Genomic DNA, 15,183 nt, shown 5'->3' on the forward strand with positions numbered 1-15,183 from the left:
AAAGAAAAAACCCCAATTCTTCAGAAAAGGGGTTTTCATTACTTATTTTATGATTCACCTAAAATGGCAAATCGTCGTAATCTTCGTCGTTTAGATTATTGGCCGGTTCAAATTGATCGGCCGGTGGTACAGGAGCGCCACCCTGCTGACTCTGAGCTGCCAGGTTTTCAATTCTCCATCCCTGTATAGAGTTGAAGTATTTTGTCTCTCCCTGCGGGTTCACCCATTCGCGCCCGCGCAAATTCACCCCAATCTTTACAGGCTGTCCAACACCATAATTATTTAGAAGATCACATTTATCCTGCACAAATTCTACAAGAATATGTTGTGGGTACTGCTCTTCTGTTGTAACTACCACTTCTCTCTTTCTAAACCCGTTGCTCCCGAAGGTTTGGGTTTGTCCAATCATCTTAATTTTTCCTTGTACTTCCATATCAAACGTTTTTTGCTAATAATATTTTCCAGGCTGTTGCCGTATCGTCTTTTTCTAAATATTCTTTTGCTGTTAAATGCAGCTTTTCTTCACCGGCGCTTTTCACCAATTCTGAAAGTTGAGAATTCCCTCTCAAAAACTCCCTGACTTCTTCAGCGGTGGGAAGCCGCTCTACATTGCCCAGTTTCCCAAGATCATTCCCCGAGAGATATTTACTGTTTCTAACCTCTTCGGCAATGGCATCAATTCCTATTCCTAAAGTCTGCAAAGGCTTTGGAACTTCAAACATTCCGGGGGTGGCGCGGGTGTACCAGTTACCTCCCATGCGGGCTACCAGGTCAATTTTGTGCTGGTCAATATAGCCTTTTTCATCTAAAATATCTTCCCGAATATGCATTTTTAGCACCTCACAAATTACAAGATTCCCGGCTCCTCCTTCACTTCCAGTCTCTACGATCTCATTGATCCTGCACTCAAATTGTACCGGTGATTCCTTCACCCTGAAAGGCTTTACAATGTCCGATTTCAGCATAGTAAGCCCTGCCTTTTCAAATTCGTTGACACCTTCGGCATATTCGGTACTCGATAGCGAAACCTGCTGTACCAAATCGTAATTCACCACATTGATCACTACTTCTCCCGTGGCTTTAGAATTATTATAGGTGTGCTTTACCGTATTATCTCTTCCGCGGCGTGCCGGAGAAAAAATAAGTATTGGAGGATTTGACCCAAATACATTAAAGAAACTGAAGGGCGATAAATTTGGCCTCCCCTCTTTATCAAGGGTGCTGGCAAAAGCTATGGGCCTTGGCCCTACTGCTCCCAGCAGGTACTGGTGCAATTGAGGTACGGTAACTTCTTTAGGATCTATGCTAAGCATGCTCGTGATTTTGGCAAAGGTAACGAAACCCAGAAGAGATGAAAAATCGGCTACACAATAATAAGTTACCTAAAACGATTATATTTAAACGCAATTTAAGCCCTGCCTTCATGAGGTTTTCAGACAAACGAAACTTTCGCCGCTGGTTCATTATCGTTACTTCACTCATCATTGTTAGCCTTATTGTATGGAATGCAGTTGCCTTTTTTCAGCGAATCAAGGAAGAAGAACGGGTGAAAATGAACATCTGGGCTTCGGCACAGGTTTATCTTGACCAGGTAGATACAGATACCGGCCTTGATCTTTACCTGGAGATCATCAACAGCAACTCGAGCATTCCCACAATACTGGTAGATGACAATGGCCAGATAGTAGACGCCATGAACATACCTGGCGAGACCATGGCAAGTGAAGAAGAACTTCAGCAATTCCTCGCATCGCTTAAAAGCACCAATGAACCTATAGAAATGGATCTTGGCGAAGGCAGGGTGAACAGGGTTTACTACGGCAATTCCCCAATGCTCAACAAGCTCAAGTACTACCCGCTCGCCCTTATTCTTATCATCATCCTGTTTATTGCGGTGATCTATTTTTTCTACAGAACTACAAAAAGCAGCGAACAAAACAAATTATGGGCCGGCATGGCCAAAGAGACGGCGCACCAGATTGGCACCCCGCTTTCTTCGCTCATAGGCTGGACAGAGATCCTTAAAGAAGAAAAGGTGAACCCCGATTTTATTACTGAAATTGAAAAAGATGTAGACCGCCTCAAAACCATCACCGAACGCTTTTCAAAAATTGGATCGGCACCCACTCTGGAACCGGCAAATATTGTTGAAAAAACCCGGGATTCCTTTGATTACCTTGAAGCACGGAGTTCAAAGCTCATCAAATTTCAACTTCAGCTTCCTTCGGAAAAGATTTTGGTCAACCTGAATGCCCAACTCTATAGCTGGACCATTGAAAACCTGGTACGAAACGCCATAGATGCCATGAAGGGAAAAGGGGAACTGGAAATAAAGCTGAAGCAGGATTCTAAAAAAGTGTATATCCAGGTTACCGATACCGGAAAAGGAATACCCAAAAGTAAATTCAAACGCATCTTTGAACCCGGCTTCACCACCAAAAAAAGGGGCTGGGGCCTTGGCTTGTCACTCTCCAAAAGGATCATAGAAAAATATCACGGCGGCAGGATAAAAGTGCTGCGAAGCGAGATCAACAAAGGAACAACCATCGAGATCCAGCTTCACAGGGCTAAAACTGCTGCATCACCTGTCTGAGATCGGGAGGAATGGGCAGGGATTTATCTTCAGAAAAGTCGAAGAAAACGGCGATGTCCCTACCTTCGGCACAAACTTCACCTTTGTCATTCAGGATCAATTGATCGAGCGCAAAACTGCTGTTCCTGATGTAGGCCAGTTTCGTCTTTACCGTAGCCGTTCCCGGGTAAAACAGCGATTTTTTAAAATCGCAATGCGTAGAAACCAGGATGGCTCCTTTATTGGATTCTGAAAAGAGTTTCGACAGGCCGGCAGCCTCCCAAAAATTCACCCTACCCGACTGAAGGAACCTGATAAACGTGAGATTGTTCACGTGACGGTACATATCGAGATCACTAAAATCAATCCGAAGGTCCAGCGATAGTTTATATTCCGAAAACTCCACTAAATACTGGCTTTGATATCATCGGCGATTTGCTGAAATTCTTCTTCGCTCAGGGAAACGCTCTGGGCAAAATTCATATCGCTCATGTTGTTTAAGGGAATAAGGTGCACATGCACGTGGGGCACTTCAAGGCCTACCACTGCCACTCCTACCCTTTTACACGGTATGGCTTTCTCAACGCCCTTTGCGACCTTGCGCGAAAAGGCCATAAGCTGCATGTAAGTTTCTTCATCAAGGTCAAAAAGTTTATTGACCTCTTCTTTTGGAATACACAAAGTGTGTCCCTTTACATTGGGCCGCACATCGAGAAAGGCCAGGAATTTATCGGTTTCTGCAACTTTGTAAGCCGGTATTTCTCCGTTGACGATCTTTGTAAAAATGCTGGGCATAGTGTTTAAATTTTAGAGGTAACAAGTTAAGATTTTCGGCATAAACCGGGGCATAAAAAAATCCTTTCCGAAGAAAGGATCCTTAAAAATGACATTTTTGACACCTTAGTCACGGGTGATCTCAAGAATTTCGAATTTCATTGTCCCCGAAGGCACCTGTACTTCAGCGATCTCACCTACTTTTTTCCCCAAAAGACCTTTCCCGATAGGACTATCTACAGAGATCTTTCCTGCTTTAAGATCGGCTTCACTTTGGGCTACCAGTTTGTATTTTACTTCGGCACCGTTAGTCACGTTTTTGATTTTCACGGTTGAATGTACCAGGGCTTTAGACGTGTCAAGTTGCGACTCATCAATTAACCTTGCGTTGGCATATATTTCTTCCAGTTTTGCAATTTTCAATTCAAGTAAACCCTGGGCCTCCTTTGCAGCATCATACTCGGCATTCTCACTAAGATCACCTTTATCACGCGCTTCGGCAATTGCCTGTGAAGCTTTTGGCCGCTCAACATCCTTTAATTGATTGAGTTCATCTCTAAGTTTTTTAAGGCCATCTGCACTATAATATGATACTTTACTCATAACTTCGTCGTTTATATAAATAGAAAAAATCCCATTCGCCGACGGGATTTTAAACAAATATAGTAAATTAAAATATCCAGTACAATTATAATCCGGCAGCTTTTAAAAACCCAAATATGAAGCGAATTTTAATGCTTTTATCCTTATCTATCACCATTTTAGGATGTTCTTCTGATGATGAGATACGTCAAAATCCTTACCTGCCCCACCTGAATTTTTCAGTGCAGTTTGACCTTAACCTTCCTGAGTATAATCAGCTGAATTTTTCCGGAAATAAATTTATAACCCGCAACTACGGCATTAACGGAATTGTTATTTACAACCTCAACAATGACCAGTATTTTGCCTATGAACTTACCGACCCTAACCATATCCCTCAAGCCTGTTCTGCCTTAACTGTAAACGGAACAGCAGCTTCATGTACCTGTGGAGATGGAAATGTTTACAACATCATTACGGGAGAGCAAACTGCAGGTACGGGAGAATATATGCTGCAGCCCTATCGGGTAGAAAAGAGGGGAAATGTGATACAGATCTCAAATTAAAAAGCATAAAAAAAGGCTCTTTTGAGAGGTCTCAAAAAAGCCTTTTTTGAAGGTAATATTTTAGAACCTCAAAGTCACCCCCGCCAGGAAATTGCGGGTAGCCTGTGGGTAGTATCCTACACCATCGTAGGTAACCCCATCCCAATCGTAAGTGTAGTAATACCCGTTTGACACGTATTCTTCACTAAAGATGTTGTTGATCAAACCGGTAAAGACTATTTCTTTAAAGAGAGGAGCATTGCTCCAGGTGTACTGCAGGTTAATGTCATTTACAAAGTAACTTTCGAGCAAAGATGCTTCATTTTCGAGGTTGCTCATATACTGCTCTCCCACGTATTTTGAAAGGAATTTAATCTCAAGTCCTTCTACAGGTCGGTATTCCAGAATGTTTCCGGCAATGATCCCGGGAGAATAAGAGATGTCTGTTTTTCCGAAGCTGCGCAGTTCCCCGTCCCATGACGCGAACCAGTCGTCATTTTTATTCCGGCTAATGGCCACATTTGGGCGCCAGCTGAACTTTGGATGCAACCTCACCACGGCATCCAATTCCAGACCCAACCTGTAGCTGTTCCCGCTATTTCTTCTAATTGGCGCACCCACATCGTTGAGTTCTCCTGTAAGCACCAGCTGGTTGCGGTAATCCATATAGTAAAGATTGGAATTCAGCTGAAATTTGTCTGTCGCAAATCTCCATCCCAGCTCGTAATCATTTAACTCTTCAGGTTCGGGGTTGCCCGCTTCATAATCGGACCTGTTAGGCTCTCGATGTGCCCTGGCAAACGAAAAGTAAAGTCGGCTGGCTTCCGAAAATTCGTAGGTCAATCCGGATTTTGGATTAAAAAAGGTATGGCTGTCATTAACTATGAAAGGCGCGTTTTCCTCTTCAAAACCATTGACCTCATAATTGATCTTTCTTAGCTGCAGGTCTCCGTAAAGTGCAAGATTATCCCTAAGGGCATAAGTTACTTTTCCGAAGAGATTAAAGTCGCTTTTTTCAGCATTATTCTCATAGTACCTGTGCAAAGGCAGGCTGGGCGCAAAGCGGGTGAAGATCACCTCTCCAAAATGGTCTCCTTCATAGTTGTTCCATGCACCACCGGCAATAACTTCCAGGTTCTCATTCTCGTACTGTACGTTAAATGTTGTGCCATAAAAATCATTGACCAGCCATTTTTTGGTGACCAGGTCACTTTGAGCAATCTCTTCCCCATTTGCGGTGAATGGTTCCAGATTATAGGCCTCCAGGTCTTCTTCTGCGCGATATGATTCGTAGAAACCTCTCCCGTAAGTGTAGTGGAGCGCAATGTTTGAAGACCAGCCATTGCCGTAGCGCTCATTCCAGAGCAGCTGGAAGTGATCCTGCTTATAATCATCTATGTGATTGTCGTAAAAACGAAGATTACCTTGATCATCTTCATAGGCCCCTGCGGGGTTAAAACGCCTGTCTTCTTTTAATTGGTCCCCATCAATCCCATCCCAGGCCTGGTAAGTAACTTCACTACCTCCAAAGGTAAGGGCTTTTACAAGCGTGGTTTCCCCAATATAAGAACCCTGAAAAAAGTAAGATTTAAGATCGGTTGAAGCCCGGTCTATATAGCCGTCGCTCTTTATTACTGAAGCCCTTCCGTTGAATTCCCAGTGATCGTCAAAAATGCCTGTGCTGAATTTCACTGTGTGTTTTCGGGTATTGTATGAACCAAAACTATTGGCGATCTCGGCCGAAGGTTCATAGTTATACCTGTCGGTAAGTATGTTCAAACTGGCACCAAAAGCCCCGGCCCCGTTGGTAGAGGTTCCCACCCCGCGCTGCAGCTGCAGGTCTTCTACAGAAGAGGCAAAATCGCCCAGGTTTACCCAAAAGGTCCCCTGACTTTCGGCATCATTATAGGGAATGCCATTTATAGTAACATTGATTCCGCGGGCTTCGGTACCTCTCACGCGGATGCTGCTGTAGCCAATACCGGCACCGGCATCACTGGTAGTGACCACTCCCGGCATGTACTGCATAAGGCTGGGAATATCCTGGCCCAGGTTGCGATCTTCTATTTCCTCGTTAGAAAGGTTACTGTAGGTGATAGGTGACGCGGCGCTCACCCGCACTGCCGATAAAAACACCTCATCGAGGAGCTCTTCGGCATCACTCATATCTACATTCAGCACCATATCTTCGGAAAGATCTATGCGCACCCGTTTTTTATTTCCGAAGGAAAAAATGAGATGGTGCACACCTTCATCAAGAGTAAAAGAATACTTCCCTCCTGCTGAAGTCTGGGTAAATTGCGAAGAGCCTTCTACTCTCACAACGGCACCTTCAAGCGGTTTATCACCACTTGTCACTGTGCCCGACACCCGAAATTCTTGTGAAAAGCCGCTTATTGCGACAAGAAAAAAACTGAAGATTAAGAAAACATGTTTCATTCGTAAAAAATGGGTTACGAATAAAAGGGGCTGTTATTCTTGTTGTTATAAAATAAAAAATCCTGAAAACCACTATTGGTTGACAGGAGTATAATACTTGCGCGGTGCACTTTGCACCTATCCCTTGGCAGCATTACCTGCCCAGGTTCCTTGGGTATAATCTCAGCTTCCTCCTGCTTCCGCAGGACTTAGCACCCCTTTGAGACGCGGCAAAGGTAAATGCTTTTTTTCGATTTAACCTAATTTTTGAAGGTTTAGCACAGAAAGCTTTTAATTTTACACTTTCAAAGAAATCATGGCAAAAAAAAAGGCATCTATAACTTTCACGGTCTTTGCCGGTTATATCATTCTGGCCTCTCTCATGGGACTGGCGGTGTGGTTTATTTATAACCAGGTGACCGGTTATACCAGTTTAACTGAAAGGAGTAATGCCGGAAACCAAAAGCTGCTTTTGGTGGGAGAGGCTGCCACAAAGCTGTACGAGGCCGAAAGTCTTAGCAGGCAGCTCATTCAAAGTGCTAACCTGGAAGGCCTTGACACCTACAATGCCAAAATTGATTCTATTAAATTCACCCTCGCCTCGCTGCAGAATTTTAGAACTGACAGTTCTCTGGACAGGGAAATTGACAGCATAAATACACTACTTAGCCAAAAGAGCGAAAACCTCGAAGAACTGCTGGAGCTTAGGGCCCGCGGAGAAACCGACAGCTATTACGCCAGGGTACTTTCAGAATTACAGCGGGTAGATGAGAATTTTGAAAGCCGAAATTACGACCAGCGTTTTAAAGACCTGCAGCCGCACCAGCGGCAATTACTTATAAAGCTGCTGCAATACTCTAATGAGCAGAGCCCAAAACCTCCAGGGATCACCATAGATTCCCTGGTCAATTCAGTAAAAAGTGTACTGGGCCAGCTGGAAACACAGGAGCGGCGCTACCGGCAGGAACTGGAAAGTAAAGAAGACCAGTTACTGGCCAATGAGATACAGCTCAACAACAGGTTACGCACCTTGTTAAGTACTTTAGAGACTGAAGAAAGAATGGCGTCTATGGACCAGGTAGAGGCCTGGCAAAATACCGTAGAAGACACTTCCAGGATCATCCTCTTCCTGGCAATTGCCAGTTTACTGGTGATACTCACCTTTGTATTCCTGGTGGTGAAAGACGTTTCTAAGAGTCAGCAGTACAGGCAGGAACTGGAGGCTGCAAAGACTTATGCGGAATCGCTACTCTCCAGCCGCGAACAATTTATGAACACGGTTACACACGACTTAAGGTCGCCCCTGAACACCATCATAGGATATACAGGTTTGCTCGAAAAAAGTGAGCTCAACAAATCCCAGAACAGGTACCTGCGACAGCTTAAACGATCATCAGATTACCTGCTGCGACTTGTGAACGACCTGCTGGACCTGTCGCGGCTCGAAGCGGGAAAAATGTCTATTGACACCCTGGCTTTTAATCCGAAGAACCTGATTGAAGAAACCGTAGAAAACGCTGTCCCCCCGGAAAAGCCACGAGATGTAGAAGTTCGGGTAGAAATAGCACCCGAACTGGACAGGCCAGTAATTACAGACCCGTTCAGAATTAAACAAATACTTACAAACCTGGTAAACAACGCCTGCAAGTTTACACCGCAGGGCAGCGTGCAGGTAAAAGCCGGACTGGAGCAGGAGAAAAATCATCCCATATTGTTCATTGAAGTGAAAGACACAGGAATAGGGATTTCAAAAGAGCAGAAAGAGAAAGTATTTGAAGAATTTTCACAGGAAGATAGCAGCATAGAAAAGCGCTACGGCGGCACCGGACTCGGCTTGTCTATAAGCAAGAAACTCACCGATCTTTTAGGCGGAAAAATAAGCCTGGAAAGTGAACCCGGAAAAGGCAGCACCTTTTTAATCAGGATCCCGGTAGAATATGCTGCCACTAATGAACAGCCTGCAGCTCCACGGAACCTGCCGATAGTAGATCCCGAAAAGATCTCTGTGCTCATTGTAGATGATGAACCGGCTCAACTGGGATTGCTAAAAGAATTGATACGCAATGCAGGTATGTCTTATCGCACTGCACACAACGGGAAAGAGGCTTTAAAAGAAGTAAAGGCCTTCCCGCCACACCTGGTGCTTACCGATATTCAAATGCCCAAAATGGACGGTTTTGAACTGCTCCGAAAAATCAGGAAAGAACCTAAATTGCAAGACCTCCCGGTGATTGCCCTCTCAGGCAGGCCAGACGTTAGTGCAGCAGACTATCTAAAAAGGGGATTTAGCGGCAGTCTTTTTAAGCCTTATTCTCCGGGGGAATTACTACATCTTATTGGCGACTTGCTGGACCTACAATTAAAAACCCCGCCTCCGGCTACTAATACTTCAACCCAGCCAGAAAAGAACTATACTTTAACCGAGATCAGGAACTTTGCAGGAGAAGATCCTGAAGCTATGGATGCCATTTTAACTGCATTTATTGAAAGCACCAGGTCTAACCTGGTCTTACTGCAAATGGCCCATCAAAAAGGGCAAAAAGAGAAGGTCTCTGCCGTAGCGCATAAGATGCTACCTATGTTCAGGCAGCTGCAAGTGCCACATTTGATACAGAAACTTGTGATTTTAGAAAATGCCAGTGGTACAGAAACAGAAAGCATCGATGTGCCTGCTCTGGCACAAGAGGTGAGTAAGCTTCTGGAAAACCTTCAGGAAGAGATTACAGGTTAATGCCGTATTGCTTCAGTTTATTATAGAGTGTTTTCCTGTCAATTGACAGCAATTTTGCAGCCTTACTTTTATTACCCCGGGTCTTTTCAAGCGCATCCAGGATCATTTCCTGCTCATTCTTGTTTTTGAAGAGGCTGTAATCCTGTTCTTCAGGCTCCTCTTTGGCCGCAAGCACTTCGGTAGGTAAACAACTGGAAGAAATATACTCTCCTGTTGAAAGTAAAACAGCTCGTTTTACAACATTTTTGAGCTCCCTGAGATTTCCGGGCCAATTATACCTTTTAAATGCAGCAATACTCTTTTCAGAAAAACCTGAAATATCTTTTTCCAGTTCTTCGTTGGCACTGTCAAGAAAGTAATTGGCAAACACCATAAGGTCTTCTTTCCTGTCTTTTAAAGAAGGCACTTTAATAGAAAATTCATTGAGGCGGTGGTAAAGGTCTTCTCTAAAATCGCCTTTTTTGACAGCTTCTGAAAGATCTTCATTGGTAGCTGCGATAACCTTTATGTTCACATGAATCTCTTCATTACTGCCCACGGGTTTTACCTTGCGTTCCTGCAAAGCGCGCAACAGCTGCACCTGTAACTCGTAACTGAGGTTCCCAATTTCATCCAGGAAAAGCGTTCCGCCATTGGCAGCTTCAAAATGCCCGGTCTTATTATTTACTGCCCCCGTAAAAGAGCCTTTTACGTGCCCGAAAAATTCACTGGAAGCCAGTTCCCGCGGAATGGCCCCACAATCTACTGCAACAAATGGCGCTGCATTTCGCTTGCTTTTCTGATGGATACTTTTCGCGATCTGTTCCTTTCCCGTACCACTTTCACCCATTATGAGCACAGACATATTGGTAGGAGCAACAAGATCTATATAGTTATTAAGCTTGGAAGAAGCCTCGCTCCCACCTTTAATGTAGGTATCCTGAGGTGCAGAGGTTTCAGGTTTTTTGGGAGAGGCCACTTTAGGAACAGTGGGATTCTTTACAGCTGCCTGGATGGCATTCATGATCACCTCGGGATGGAATGGCTTGGCTATGTAGTCTAATGCTCCTTCTTTAATTGCATTTACAGCCATGCTAATTTCAGCATAGCTCGTCATCATAATGACCCCCGTATTTTCTCCTTTTTGATTTACAGCCTGCAGGATCTCGAGCCCCTCCTTATCGGGAAGACGCACATCTGAAATCACCAGGTCGTATTTATTTTTAGCAACCAGGTTAAGGGCTTCAGTTGCAGTGTACACGGCATCAACTTCACATTCCTTTTTTACCAGGAAAGTCTTGAGCATAGTACAGAATGCTACATCATCTTCAACTAAGAGAATTTTGGTCATTGGTATTTTTAAATAGTAACAAAATTACAGTTTTCCCACCCCTCAAGACCAAAAATAAACATAAAAAAGAGAGCTACAATCATAGCCCTCTTTTTTGAACATTCTCCATTTTTCAAATCTCCTCTGTTGGCTTTATACCACACCAGAAGGTTGGCGGTTCCGGGGTAGCAATTACTCAGGTAATACATCTTCCGCGGGAGATCTGCCACCAGGAGTCGGTTTCTCCTTTAGTTTAGTGGTAGCAATCAGATTACTGCTCTGAACAATACCTTGATTACTTTTTGTCCTTCTCTATCCAGTTACCTTCGGCATCGGCATAAAGCTCTTGCTCCTCACCATCGGCAGTGGTCAATTTCAGCTTAAATTTTTGTGCCCCTTCGTGTTCTTTCACATAGGCTTCAGCAATAGTGGCCCCCGTATAGTCACGTTCTACAGCTTGCTGTACAGCAGCAGGCAGTTCCTGAACTTCAATTTGTGTAAAATCATCCTGGGCTCTTTGAACCACTGTTTCTTCTACCTCAACCTGCGTTTGAGCTACTTCCTGGGCTGTAAGATTTTGAGCTGAAAATAACATTGCAGATGCAGCCAATACTGTAAGACATACCTTTTTCATAGTTTAAGTTTTTTTGGGTTTAATGTTTTAGTTTTAGTCTGATAAGTCTAAAGGGAAAACCGGGCCATTGTGGCACATGAACAACAAAACCCCTGTGTGACAGGGGTTTTGGCTATTTTTAGTGAAGTAAAGGATGTGCGGTAATTTAGATTTTTCCCCACCCAATTGTAGAAATATTCCTCATTTCAATCTTTTAAAGGGTCTTTACGGGTGGCTTTCTTTTCTGAAAGTTTCTTTTTCTCTCTTAACCGCTTTAGTTTTGCTGCTTTTGGAGTTTTGGTCTTCTTCCAGATCTTCGGTTTTACAATAGCCTGCCTAATGAGTTGCAGAAACCTTTGGGTAACGATCTCCTTATTTTTATGCTGACTTCGTGATTCATCGCACTGCAAGATCAACTCTCCCGAATTTGTAAGCCGGGATGACAATTTCTTCAATGCCCGTTGCTTTTCTTCTTCCGAAAGTCCCTGGGTCTCCTCCAGCCTGAAGTGCAGCTCCACTTTTGAAGAGACCTTGTTCACATTTTGACCACCAGCACCCGAACTTCTTACGGCCTTGTAGTCAGATTCCTGTATGAGCTGTTGTTCATCCAACTTACTGTACCTGGTGTGAAGATTTTAAAAGATCGGCTACAGTTTTCACCGGATTAAAGGTCTCTACCGGCACCTCCACAAAGATGGTATTCCAGTAGGCCATACCGCCGTTCCACAAGCCCGGAAGCTCTAGGGCCTTAAGTTCTTTCCCGTCTTTTGTTTTATTTGCAATGAAGCTGGTATCCTCATCAACGTACTTGTCGAGATCAAATTTACCTCCGCGGTAATCTTTGGTAGAACATACTATATCTACAGGGTTAAAGTGGGTAGCTTCATTAGCTATCTTGCTCTGCTGATAATTTTCGTGATCTATCTGTGCACTTTCTACAATTTGCAAAGAGATCTTACCATCCTTATGAGTTACCCAGAAAGGGCCTCCTCCCGGTTCCCCTTCATTTTTAACCATACCACAAACGCGAATTGGCCGGTTGAGAAGGTTCTTTATTACTGAAGGTTTTTCCTCATCAGTAAGATCTTCGAAATTGACACTGAGCCCTGCATTTAATCCCTTCTGAAGAAATTCTGCCATCTCCTGAAGTTCATCTGCTGAGGCACCTTGCTCCAGCTGCTCAAGATATTTGAATACCTTCTCCTGCAGCTGCAGCAACTTCCCTCCCAACATTTTTTTATAGGAAGCAAGAAGTTCCCTGTTCTTTGGGATCACTACATTGTCAATGTTCTTTATAAAGATAAGGTCGGCCTCCTGGTCATTCAGGTTCTGGATGAGGGCACCGTGGCCGCCGGGCCTAAAGAAGATTTCCCCGTCTTCATCCCTAAAGGGTTCATTTTCTTTGGTAACCGCAACAGTATCGGTTTTTGGATCTTGGTAAGAATAAGAAATCTCAAACCTGTAGCCCGTTTCCTCTTCAAGACGGGGCACCACTTCACGGGCTTCCTCTTCAAATTTTTCCCTGTGCTCTTTAGCAACAGTAAAATGGATACGTACTTTCTTACCGGAAGCTGCATAATCTATAGCCTCAACTAAATGTTCCTCAAAAGCCGTGGCAAGATGGTCATTATATTTATGGAATGGCACAAGACCTTTAGGTTGATCTCCAAGATCTAATCCATCCTTCTGCAGCATGTATTTTACAAATAAATACTGCTGACGGTCTTCTGGCATTTCTTTGTAACCCGGGGTAGCCTGGACAGCTCTTTTCTTTACCTCATTGTAAAAAGGAAGATCTTTTATACGGTTAAAAAACACTTCGAGGCTCTGCTCGTTCTTTTGATCTATATATTCATCCAGATTTTCATTTTCGGGATCAAATTCCTTCAGCAGATTGTAAAAAGCTTTAAACATTCGGGTGGCTGCGCCCGATGCCGGCACGAATTTGAGGAGATTGAGGTCATCCTTTCGGGATTCGTAAAGTGCTGTAAGTTCGTTTTTCTTTTCTTCGGAAAATGCGAGGATTCCGTTTTTTACTGTAGCTGCCTCCCTGATGTTAACTACGATATTTCCTCTTTTAAATATCTCGATTTGCTCTTCTACTTTTTCGGGAGAGATCCCTTTCTCCCTGAAGCGGGAGATGTCCTTTTCACTAAAATCCAATGGTCTATTTTTTAAGTTGATCAATAATTTTTACCGCCATTTCCAGCCGCTGCTGCAAGTCACCTTCCAGGATGCGGTAGGGTAAATGGTTGTCATCAAGGGCTTTTTTAAATCTGGCGAACATTTCATCCCTGTCTTCAGGGCGGTCGCGAAGATCATCTTCAACCCAGGGAACATCAATATACGTTAAAAAATAGAGATCGTACTGTGCCTTTAACGCATGTTTAAGAAGGACTTGATCAACAAATTCGTTGTAATAGGCACGGCTGTAGACTACCAGTTCAAGCAGGTTGGTATCGCAAAAAAGATATTTACTGGCTTTAGCTTCCTTCAGGTTTTCAATGGCCATCTGGCCACGGGCTATAGGCAAAAGGTCATGGGGTTCGCAGGTCTCCTGCTGTTCATCCCACTTCTTTTGCAGGTATTCCCTCATATATTCGGGCACCCACTGCGTATTGTAATGTTTGGCCAGCATTTGGGCCAGAGTAGTTTTTCCTGTAGACTCGGGTCCAAACAAGACGATTTTTATGACATCACGTGACCGCCGCTGCTCAAGCTCTTCTTCCATGTTTTATATCCGTAAACTGCGATTATTGTGAACAAAAGGTATTGCAAACTGGTAAAAGTGAGCCCCTTGTAAAAATATAATGGCACAGAGATAATATCACCCACGATCCAGTAGATCCAGTTTTCGAGTTTTTTTCGTGCCATGAGCCACATACCCACAAAAAATATGGCCGTGGTCACGGTGTCTACATAAGCGGTCCAGCTATTCCACTTGTCAAAATACTCGTAGATCCCAAAAGTAAAAGCCATGGTAGCAACAAAAATAATGAGGCTCCAAAAATGCTCTTTTTGAGTGGTGGTGGTGATGGGAATATAATGTTGGGCATCTACCTTGCGCGTCCATACATACCAGCCGTAAATACTCATGGTAGAATAGTAGACATTGATCATCATATCACCCAGCAGCTCCCACTGCCACAGAAGGTAAACAAAGATGACGGTACTAATAATTCCGGTGGGGTAAACCAGGATATTCTCCTGCTTGGAATACCACACCGAAAGAAACCCGAACACCACCGCAATGAGTTCTAAAATTATGTAAAGCGTAGGATAATCTGAATACTGCTGAAAAAAGAAATCAAAAATCGGCTGCATAATCGCTTCTATTTCCCTTTACAAGTTTCATGGTAAGCAATACATGATCTGAAGCCTGAAAAGTTTCCCTCACCTCTTCAGTCAGGAATTCCATCACCTTGTCGTATTCCCCGTAAATTTGGGTGCTCAAAGGATTTTCCATTACAGTAAACCCCGAACTTCGAAGTTTCTTGATAAAGGCTTTAATGGGCGCTTCAAAATCATCCTGAAGCGGAGTAAGAGCAAGTTCTACTGAAATTTGCATGTTGATAGTTTTTGTCTTCTCAAAATTAGGAAGATTAAGACGTAAAACAGGCCTTTTTGAAAACTTTTGCT

Annotated in this window: 16 protein-coding genes; 3 read left to right on the plus strand and 13 right to left on the minus strand. The window is 43.7% G+C overall.

The features are described 5' to 3' along the window. Nucleotides 1-58 precede the first annotated feature (58 nt). Both V5739_RS05975 and V5739_RS05980 read right to left on the minus strand, forming a co-directional pair. Complete coding sequence (locus tag V5739_RS05975) at nucleotides 59-433, minus strand: DUF3127 domain-containing protein (protein ID WP_266071135.1); 375 nt, start codon at nucleotides 431-433, stop codon at nucleotides 59-61. Between the two features lies 1 nt (nucleotide 434). Further along, nucleotides 435-1,313, minus strand: a complete 879-nt coding sequence (locus V5739_RS05980) for a flavin reductase family protein (RefSeq protein ID WP_423820027.1) — start codon at nucleotides 1,311-1,313, stop codon at nucleotides 435-437. Between the two features lie 110 nt (nucleotides 1,314-1,423). Here V5739_RS05980 and V5739_RS05985 point away from each other — a divergent pair, with 110 nt between their 5' ends. Then, nucleotides 1,424-2,593 (plus strand): sensor histidine kinase, encoded by a 1,170-nt coding sequence (locus V5739_RS05985; RefSeq protein ID WP_423820028.1) that lies wholly within the window; start codon nucleotides 1,424-1,426, stop codon nucleotides 2,591-2,593. On the opposite strand, the gene V5739_RS05990 is transcribed toward V5739_RS05985, so the two are convergent. The 3 genes from V5739_RS05990 to greA all read right to left on the minus strand — a co-directional run bounded on the left by V5739_RS05990 (nucleotide 2,568) and on the right by greA (nucleotide 3,949). Further along, on the minus strand, nucleotides 2,568-2,978 hold the full coding sequence (locus V5739_RS05990; RefSeq protein WP_266071138.1) for an acyl-CoA thioesterase: 411 nt from the start codon (nucleotides 2,976-2,978) through the stop codon (nucleotides 2,568-2,570). The genes V5739_RS05985 and V5739_RS05990 overlap by 26 nt on opposite strands. Beyond that, on the minus strand, nucleotides 2,978-3,367 hold the full coding sequence (locus tag V5739_RS05995) for an HIT family protein (protein WP_345599458.1): 390 nt from the start codon (nucleotides 3,365-3,367) through the stop codon (nucleotides 2,978-2,980). Before V5739_RS05995 ends, V5739_RS05990 begins: the two co-directional genes overlap by 1 nt. A gap of 105 nt (nucleotides 3,368-3,472) precedes the next feature. Beyond that, nucleotides 3,473-3,949 carry a transcription elongation factor GreA gene (gene greA, locus V5739_RS06000; RefSeq protein WP_345599459.1) on the minus strand — a complete coding sequence of 159 codons (477 nt, stop codon included), beginning with the start codon at nucleotides 3,947-3,949 and terminating at the stop codon, nucleotides 3,473-3,475. A 116-nt stretch (nucleotides 3,950-4,065) separates the two neighbouring features. On the opposite strand from greA, the gene V5739_RS06005 reads away from it, so the two are divergent. Then, nucleotides 4,066-4,494: a hypothetical protein gene (locus V5739_RS06005; protein ID WP_423820029.1), complete on the plus strand. Its 429-nt coding sequence runs from the start codon at nucleotides 4,066-4,068 to the stop codon at nucleotides 4,492-4,494. A gap of 60 nt (nucleotides 4,495-4,554) precedes the next feature. Here V5739_RS06005 and V5739_RS06010 read toward each other — a convergent pair whose 3' ends face one another. After that, the gene (locus V5739_RS06010) at nucleotides 4,555-6,912 is read right to left on the minus strand and encodes a TonB-dependent receptor (protein ID WP_423820030.1); all 2,358 of its coding nucleotides are present in this window, start codon (nucleotides 6,910-6,912) and stop codon (nucleotides 4,555-4,557) included. 295 nt (nucleotides 6,913-7,207) lie between these two features. On the opposite strand from V5739_RS06010, the gene V5739_RS06015 reads away from it, so the two are divergent. Then, nucleotides 7,208-9,622 (plus strand): ATP-binding response regulator, encoded by a 2,415-nt coding sequence (locus tag V5739_RS06015; protein WP_423820031.1) that lies wholly within the window; start codon nucleotides 7,208-7,210, stop codon nucleotides 9,620-9,622. Here the strand turns inward: V5739_RS06015 and V5739_RS06020 are convergent. The 7 genes from V5739_RS06020 to V5739_RS06050 all read right to left on the minus strand — a co-directional run bounded on the left by V5739_RS06020 (nucleotide 9,612) and on the right by V5739_RS06050 (nucleotide 15,112). After that, nucleotides 9,612-10,952, minus strand: coding sequence for a sigma-54-dependent transcriptional regulator (locus tag V5739_RS06020; protein ID WP_423820032.1), 1,341 nt, complete (start codon nucleotides 10,950-10,952; stop codon nucleotides 9,612-9,614). The two genes, V5739_RS06015 and V5739_RS06020, sit on opposite strands and share 11 nt — an antisense overlap. A gap of 274 nt (nucleotides 10,953-11,226) precedes the next feature. Further along, nucleotides 11,227-11,565: a hypothetical protein gene (locus V5739_RS06025; protein ID WP_423820033.1), complete on the minus strand. Its 339-nt coding sequence runs from the start codon at nucleotides 11,563-11,565 to the stop codon at nucleotides 11,227-11,229. A gap of 185 nt (nucleotides 11,566-11,750) precedes the next feature. Continuing rightward, nucleotides 11,751-12,155 (minus strand): alternative ribosome rescue aminoacyl-tRNA hydrolase ArfB, encoded by a 405-nt coding sequence (arfB, locus tag V5739_RS06030; RefSeq protein WP_423820034.1) that lies wholly within the window; start codon nucleotides 12,153-12,155, stop codon nucleotides 11,751-11,753. A gap of 1 nt (nucleotide 12,156) precedes the next feature. Next, a complete protein-coding gene (locus V5739_RS06035; RefSeq protein WP_423820035.1) occupies nucleotides 12,157-13,707 on the minus strand; it encodes a DUF4301 family protein in 1,551 nt (516 codons plus the stop codon). 4 nt (nucleotides 13,708-13,711) lie between these two features. Then, on the minus strand, nucleotides 13,712-14,275 hold the full coding sequence (locus V5739_RS06040) for an ATP-binding protein (RefSeq protein WP_345599467.1): 564 nt from the start codon (nucleotides 14,273-14,275) through the stop codon (nucleotides 13,712-13,714). Beyond that, nucleotides 14,233-14,868 (minus strand): nicotinamide riboside transporter PnuC, encoded by a 636-nt coding sequence (gene pnuC / locus V5739_RS06045; RefSeq protein WP_423820036.1) that lies wholly within the window; start codon nucleotides 14,866-14,868, stop codon nucleotides 14,233-14,235. Before pnuC ends, V5739_RS06040 begins: the two co-directional genes overlap by 43 nt. Next, the gene (locus V5739_RS06050; RefSeq protein ID WP_423820037.1) at nucleotides 14,852-15,112 is read right to left on the minus strand and encodes a YkoF family thiamine/hydroxymethylpyrimidine-binding protein; all 261 of its coding nucleotides are present in this window, start codon (nucleotides 15,110-15,112) and stop codon (nucleotides 14,852-14,854) included. The genes pnuC and V5739_RS06050 overlap by 17 nt, the downstream gene beginning before the upstream one ends. Between the last annotated feature and the right edge of the window lie 71 nt (nucleotides 15,113-15,183).

Source organism: Salinimicrobium sp. TIG7-5_MAKvit (assembly GCF_049569215.1).
Taxonomy (GTDB): Bacteria; Bacteroidota; Bacteroidia; order Flavobacteriales; family Flavobacteriaceae; genus Salinimicrobium; species Salinimicrobium profundisediminis.

Coding starts and splice junctions, on each gene's coding strand:
- V5739_RS05975 (WP_266071135.1), bottom strand. CDS start 433: ATGGAAGTACAAGGAAAAATTAAGATGATTGGACAAACCCAAACCTTC.
- V5739_RS05980 (WP_423820027.1), bottom strand. CDS start 1,313: ATGCTTAGCATAGATCCTAAAGAAGTTACCGTACCTCAATTGCACCAG.
- V5739_RS05985 (WP_423820028.1), top strand. CDS start 1,424: ATGAGGTTTTCAGACAAACGAAACTTTCGCCGCTGGTTCATTATCGTT.
- V5739_RS05995 (WP_345599458.1), bottom strand. CDS start 3,367: ATGCCCAGCATTTTTACAAAGATCGTCAACGGAGAAATACCGGCTTAC.
- greA (WP_345599459.1), bottom strand. CDS start 3,949: ATGAGTAAAGTATCATATTATAGTGCAGATGGCCTTAAAAAACTTAGA.
- V5739_RS06005 (WP_423820029.1), top strand. CDS start 4,066: ATGAAGCGAATTTTAATGCTTTTATCCTTATCTATCACCATTTTAGGA.
- V5739_RS06010 (WP_423820030.1), bottom strand. CDS start 6,912: ATGAAACATGTTTTCTTAATCTTCAGTTTTTTTCTTGTCGCAATAAGC.
- V5739_RS06015 (WP_423820031.1), top strand. CDS start 7,208: ATGGCAAAAAAAAAGGCATCTATAACTTTCACGGTCTTTGCCGGTTAT.
- V5739_RS06020 (WP_423820032.1), bottom strand. CDS start 10,952: ATGACCAAAATTCTCTTAGTTGAAGATGATGTAGCATTCTGTACTATG.
- V5739_RS06025 (WP_423820033.1), bottom strand. CDS start 11,565: ATGAAAAAGGTATGTCTTACAGTATTGGCTGCATCTGCAATGTTATTT.
- V5739_RS06040 (WP_345599467.1), bottom strand. CDS start 14,275: ATGGAAGAAGAGCTTGAGCAGCGGCGGTCACGTGATGTCATAAAAATC.
- pnuC (WP_423820036.1), bottom strand. CDS start 14,868: ATGCAGCCGATTTTTGATTTCTTTTTTCAGCAGTATTCAGATTATCCT.
- V5739_RS06050 (WP_423820037.1), bottom strand. CDS start 15,112: ATGCAAATTTCAGTAGAACTTGCTCTTACTCCGCTTCAGGATGATTTT.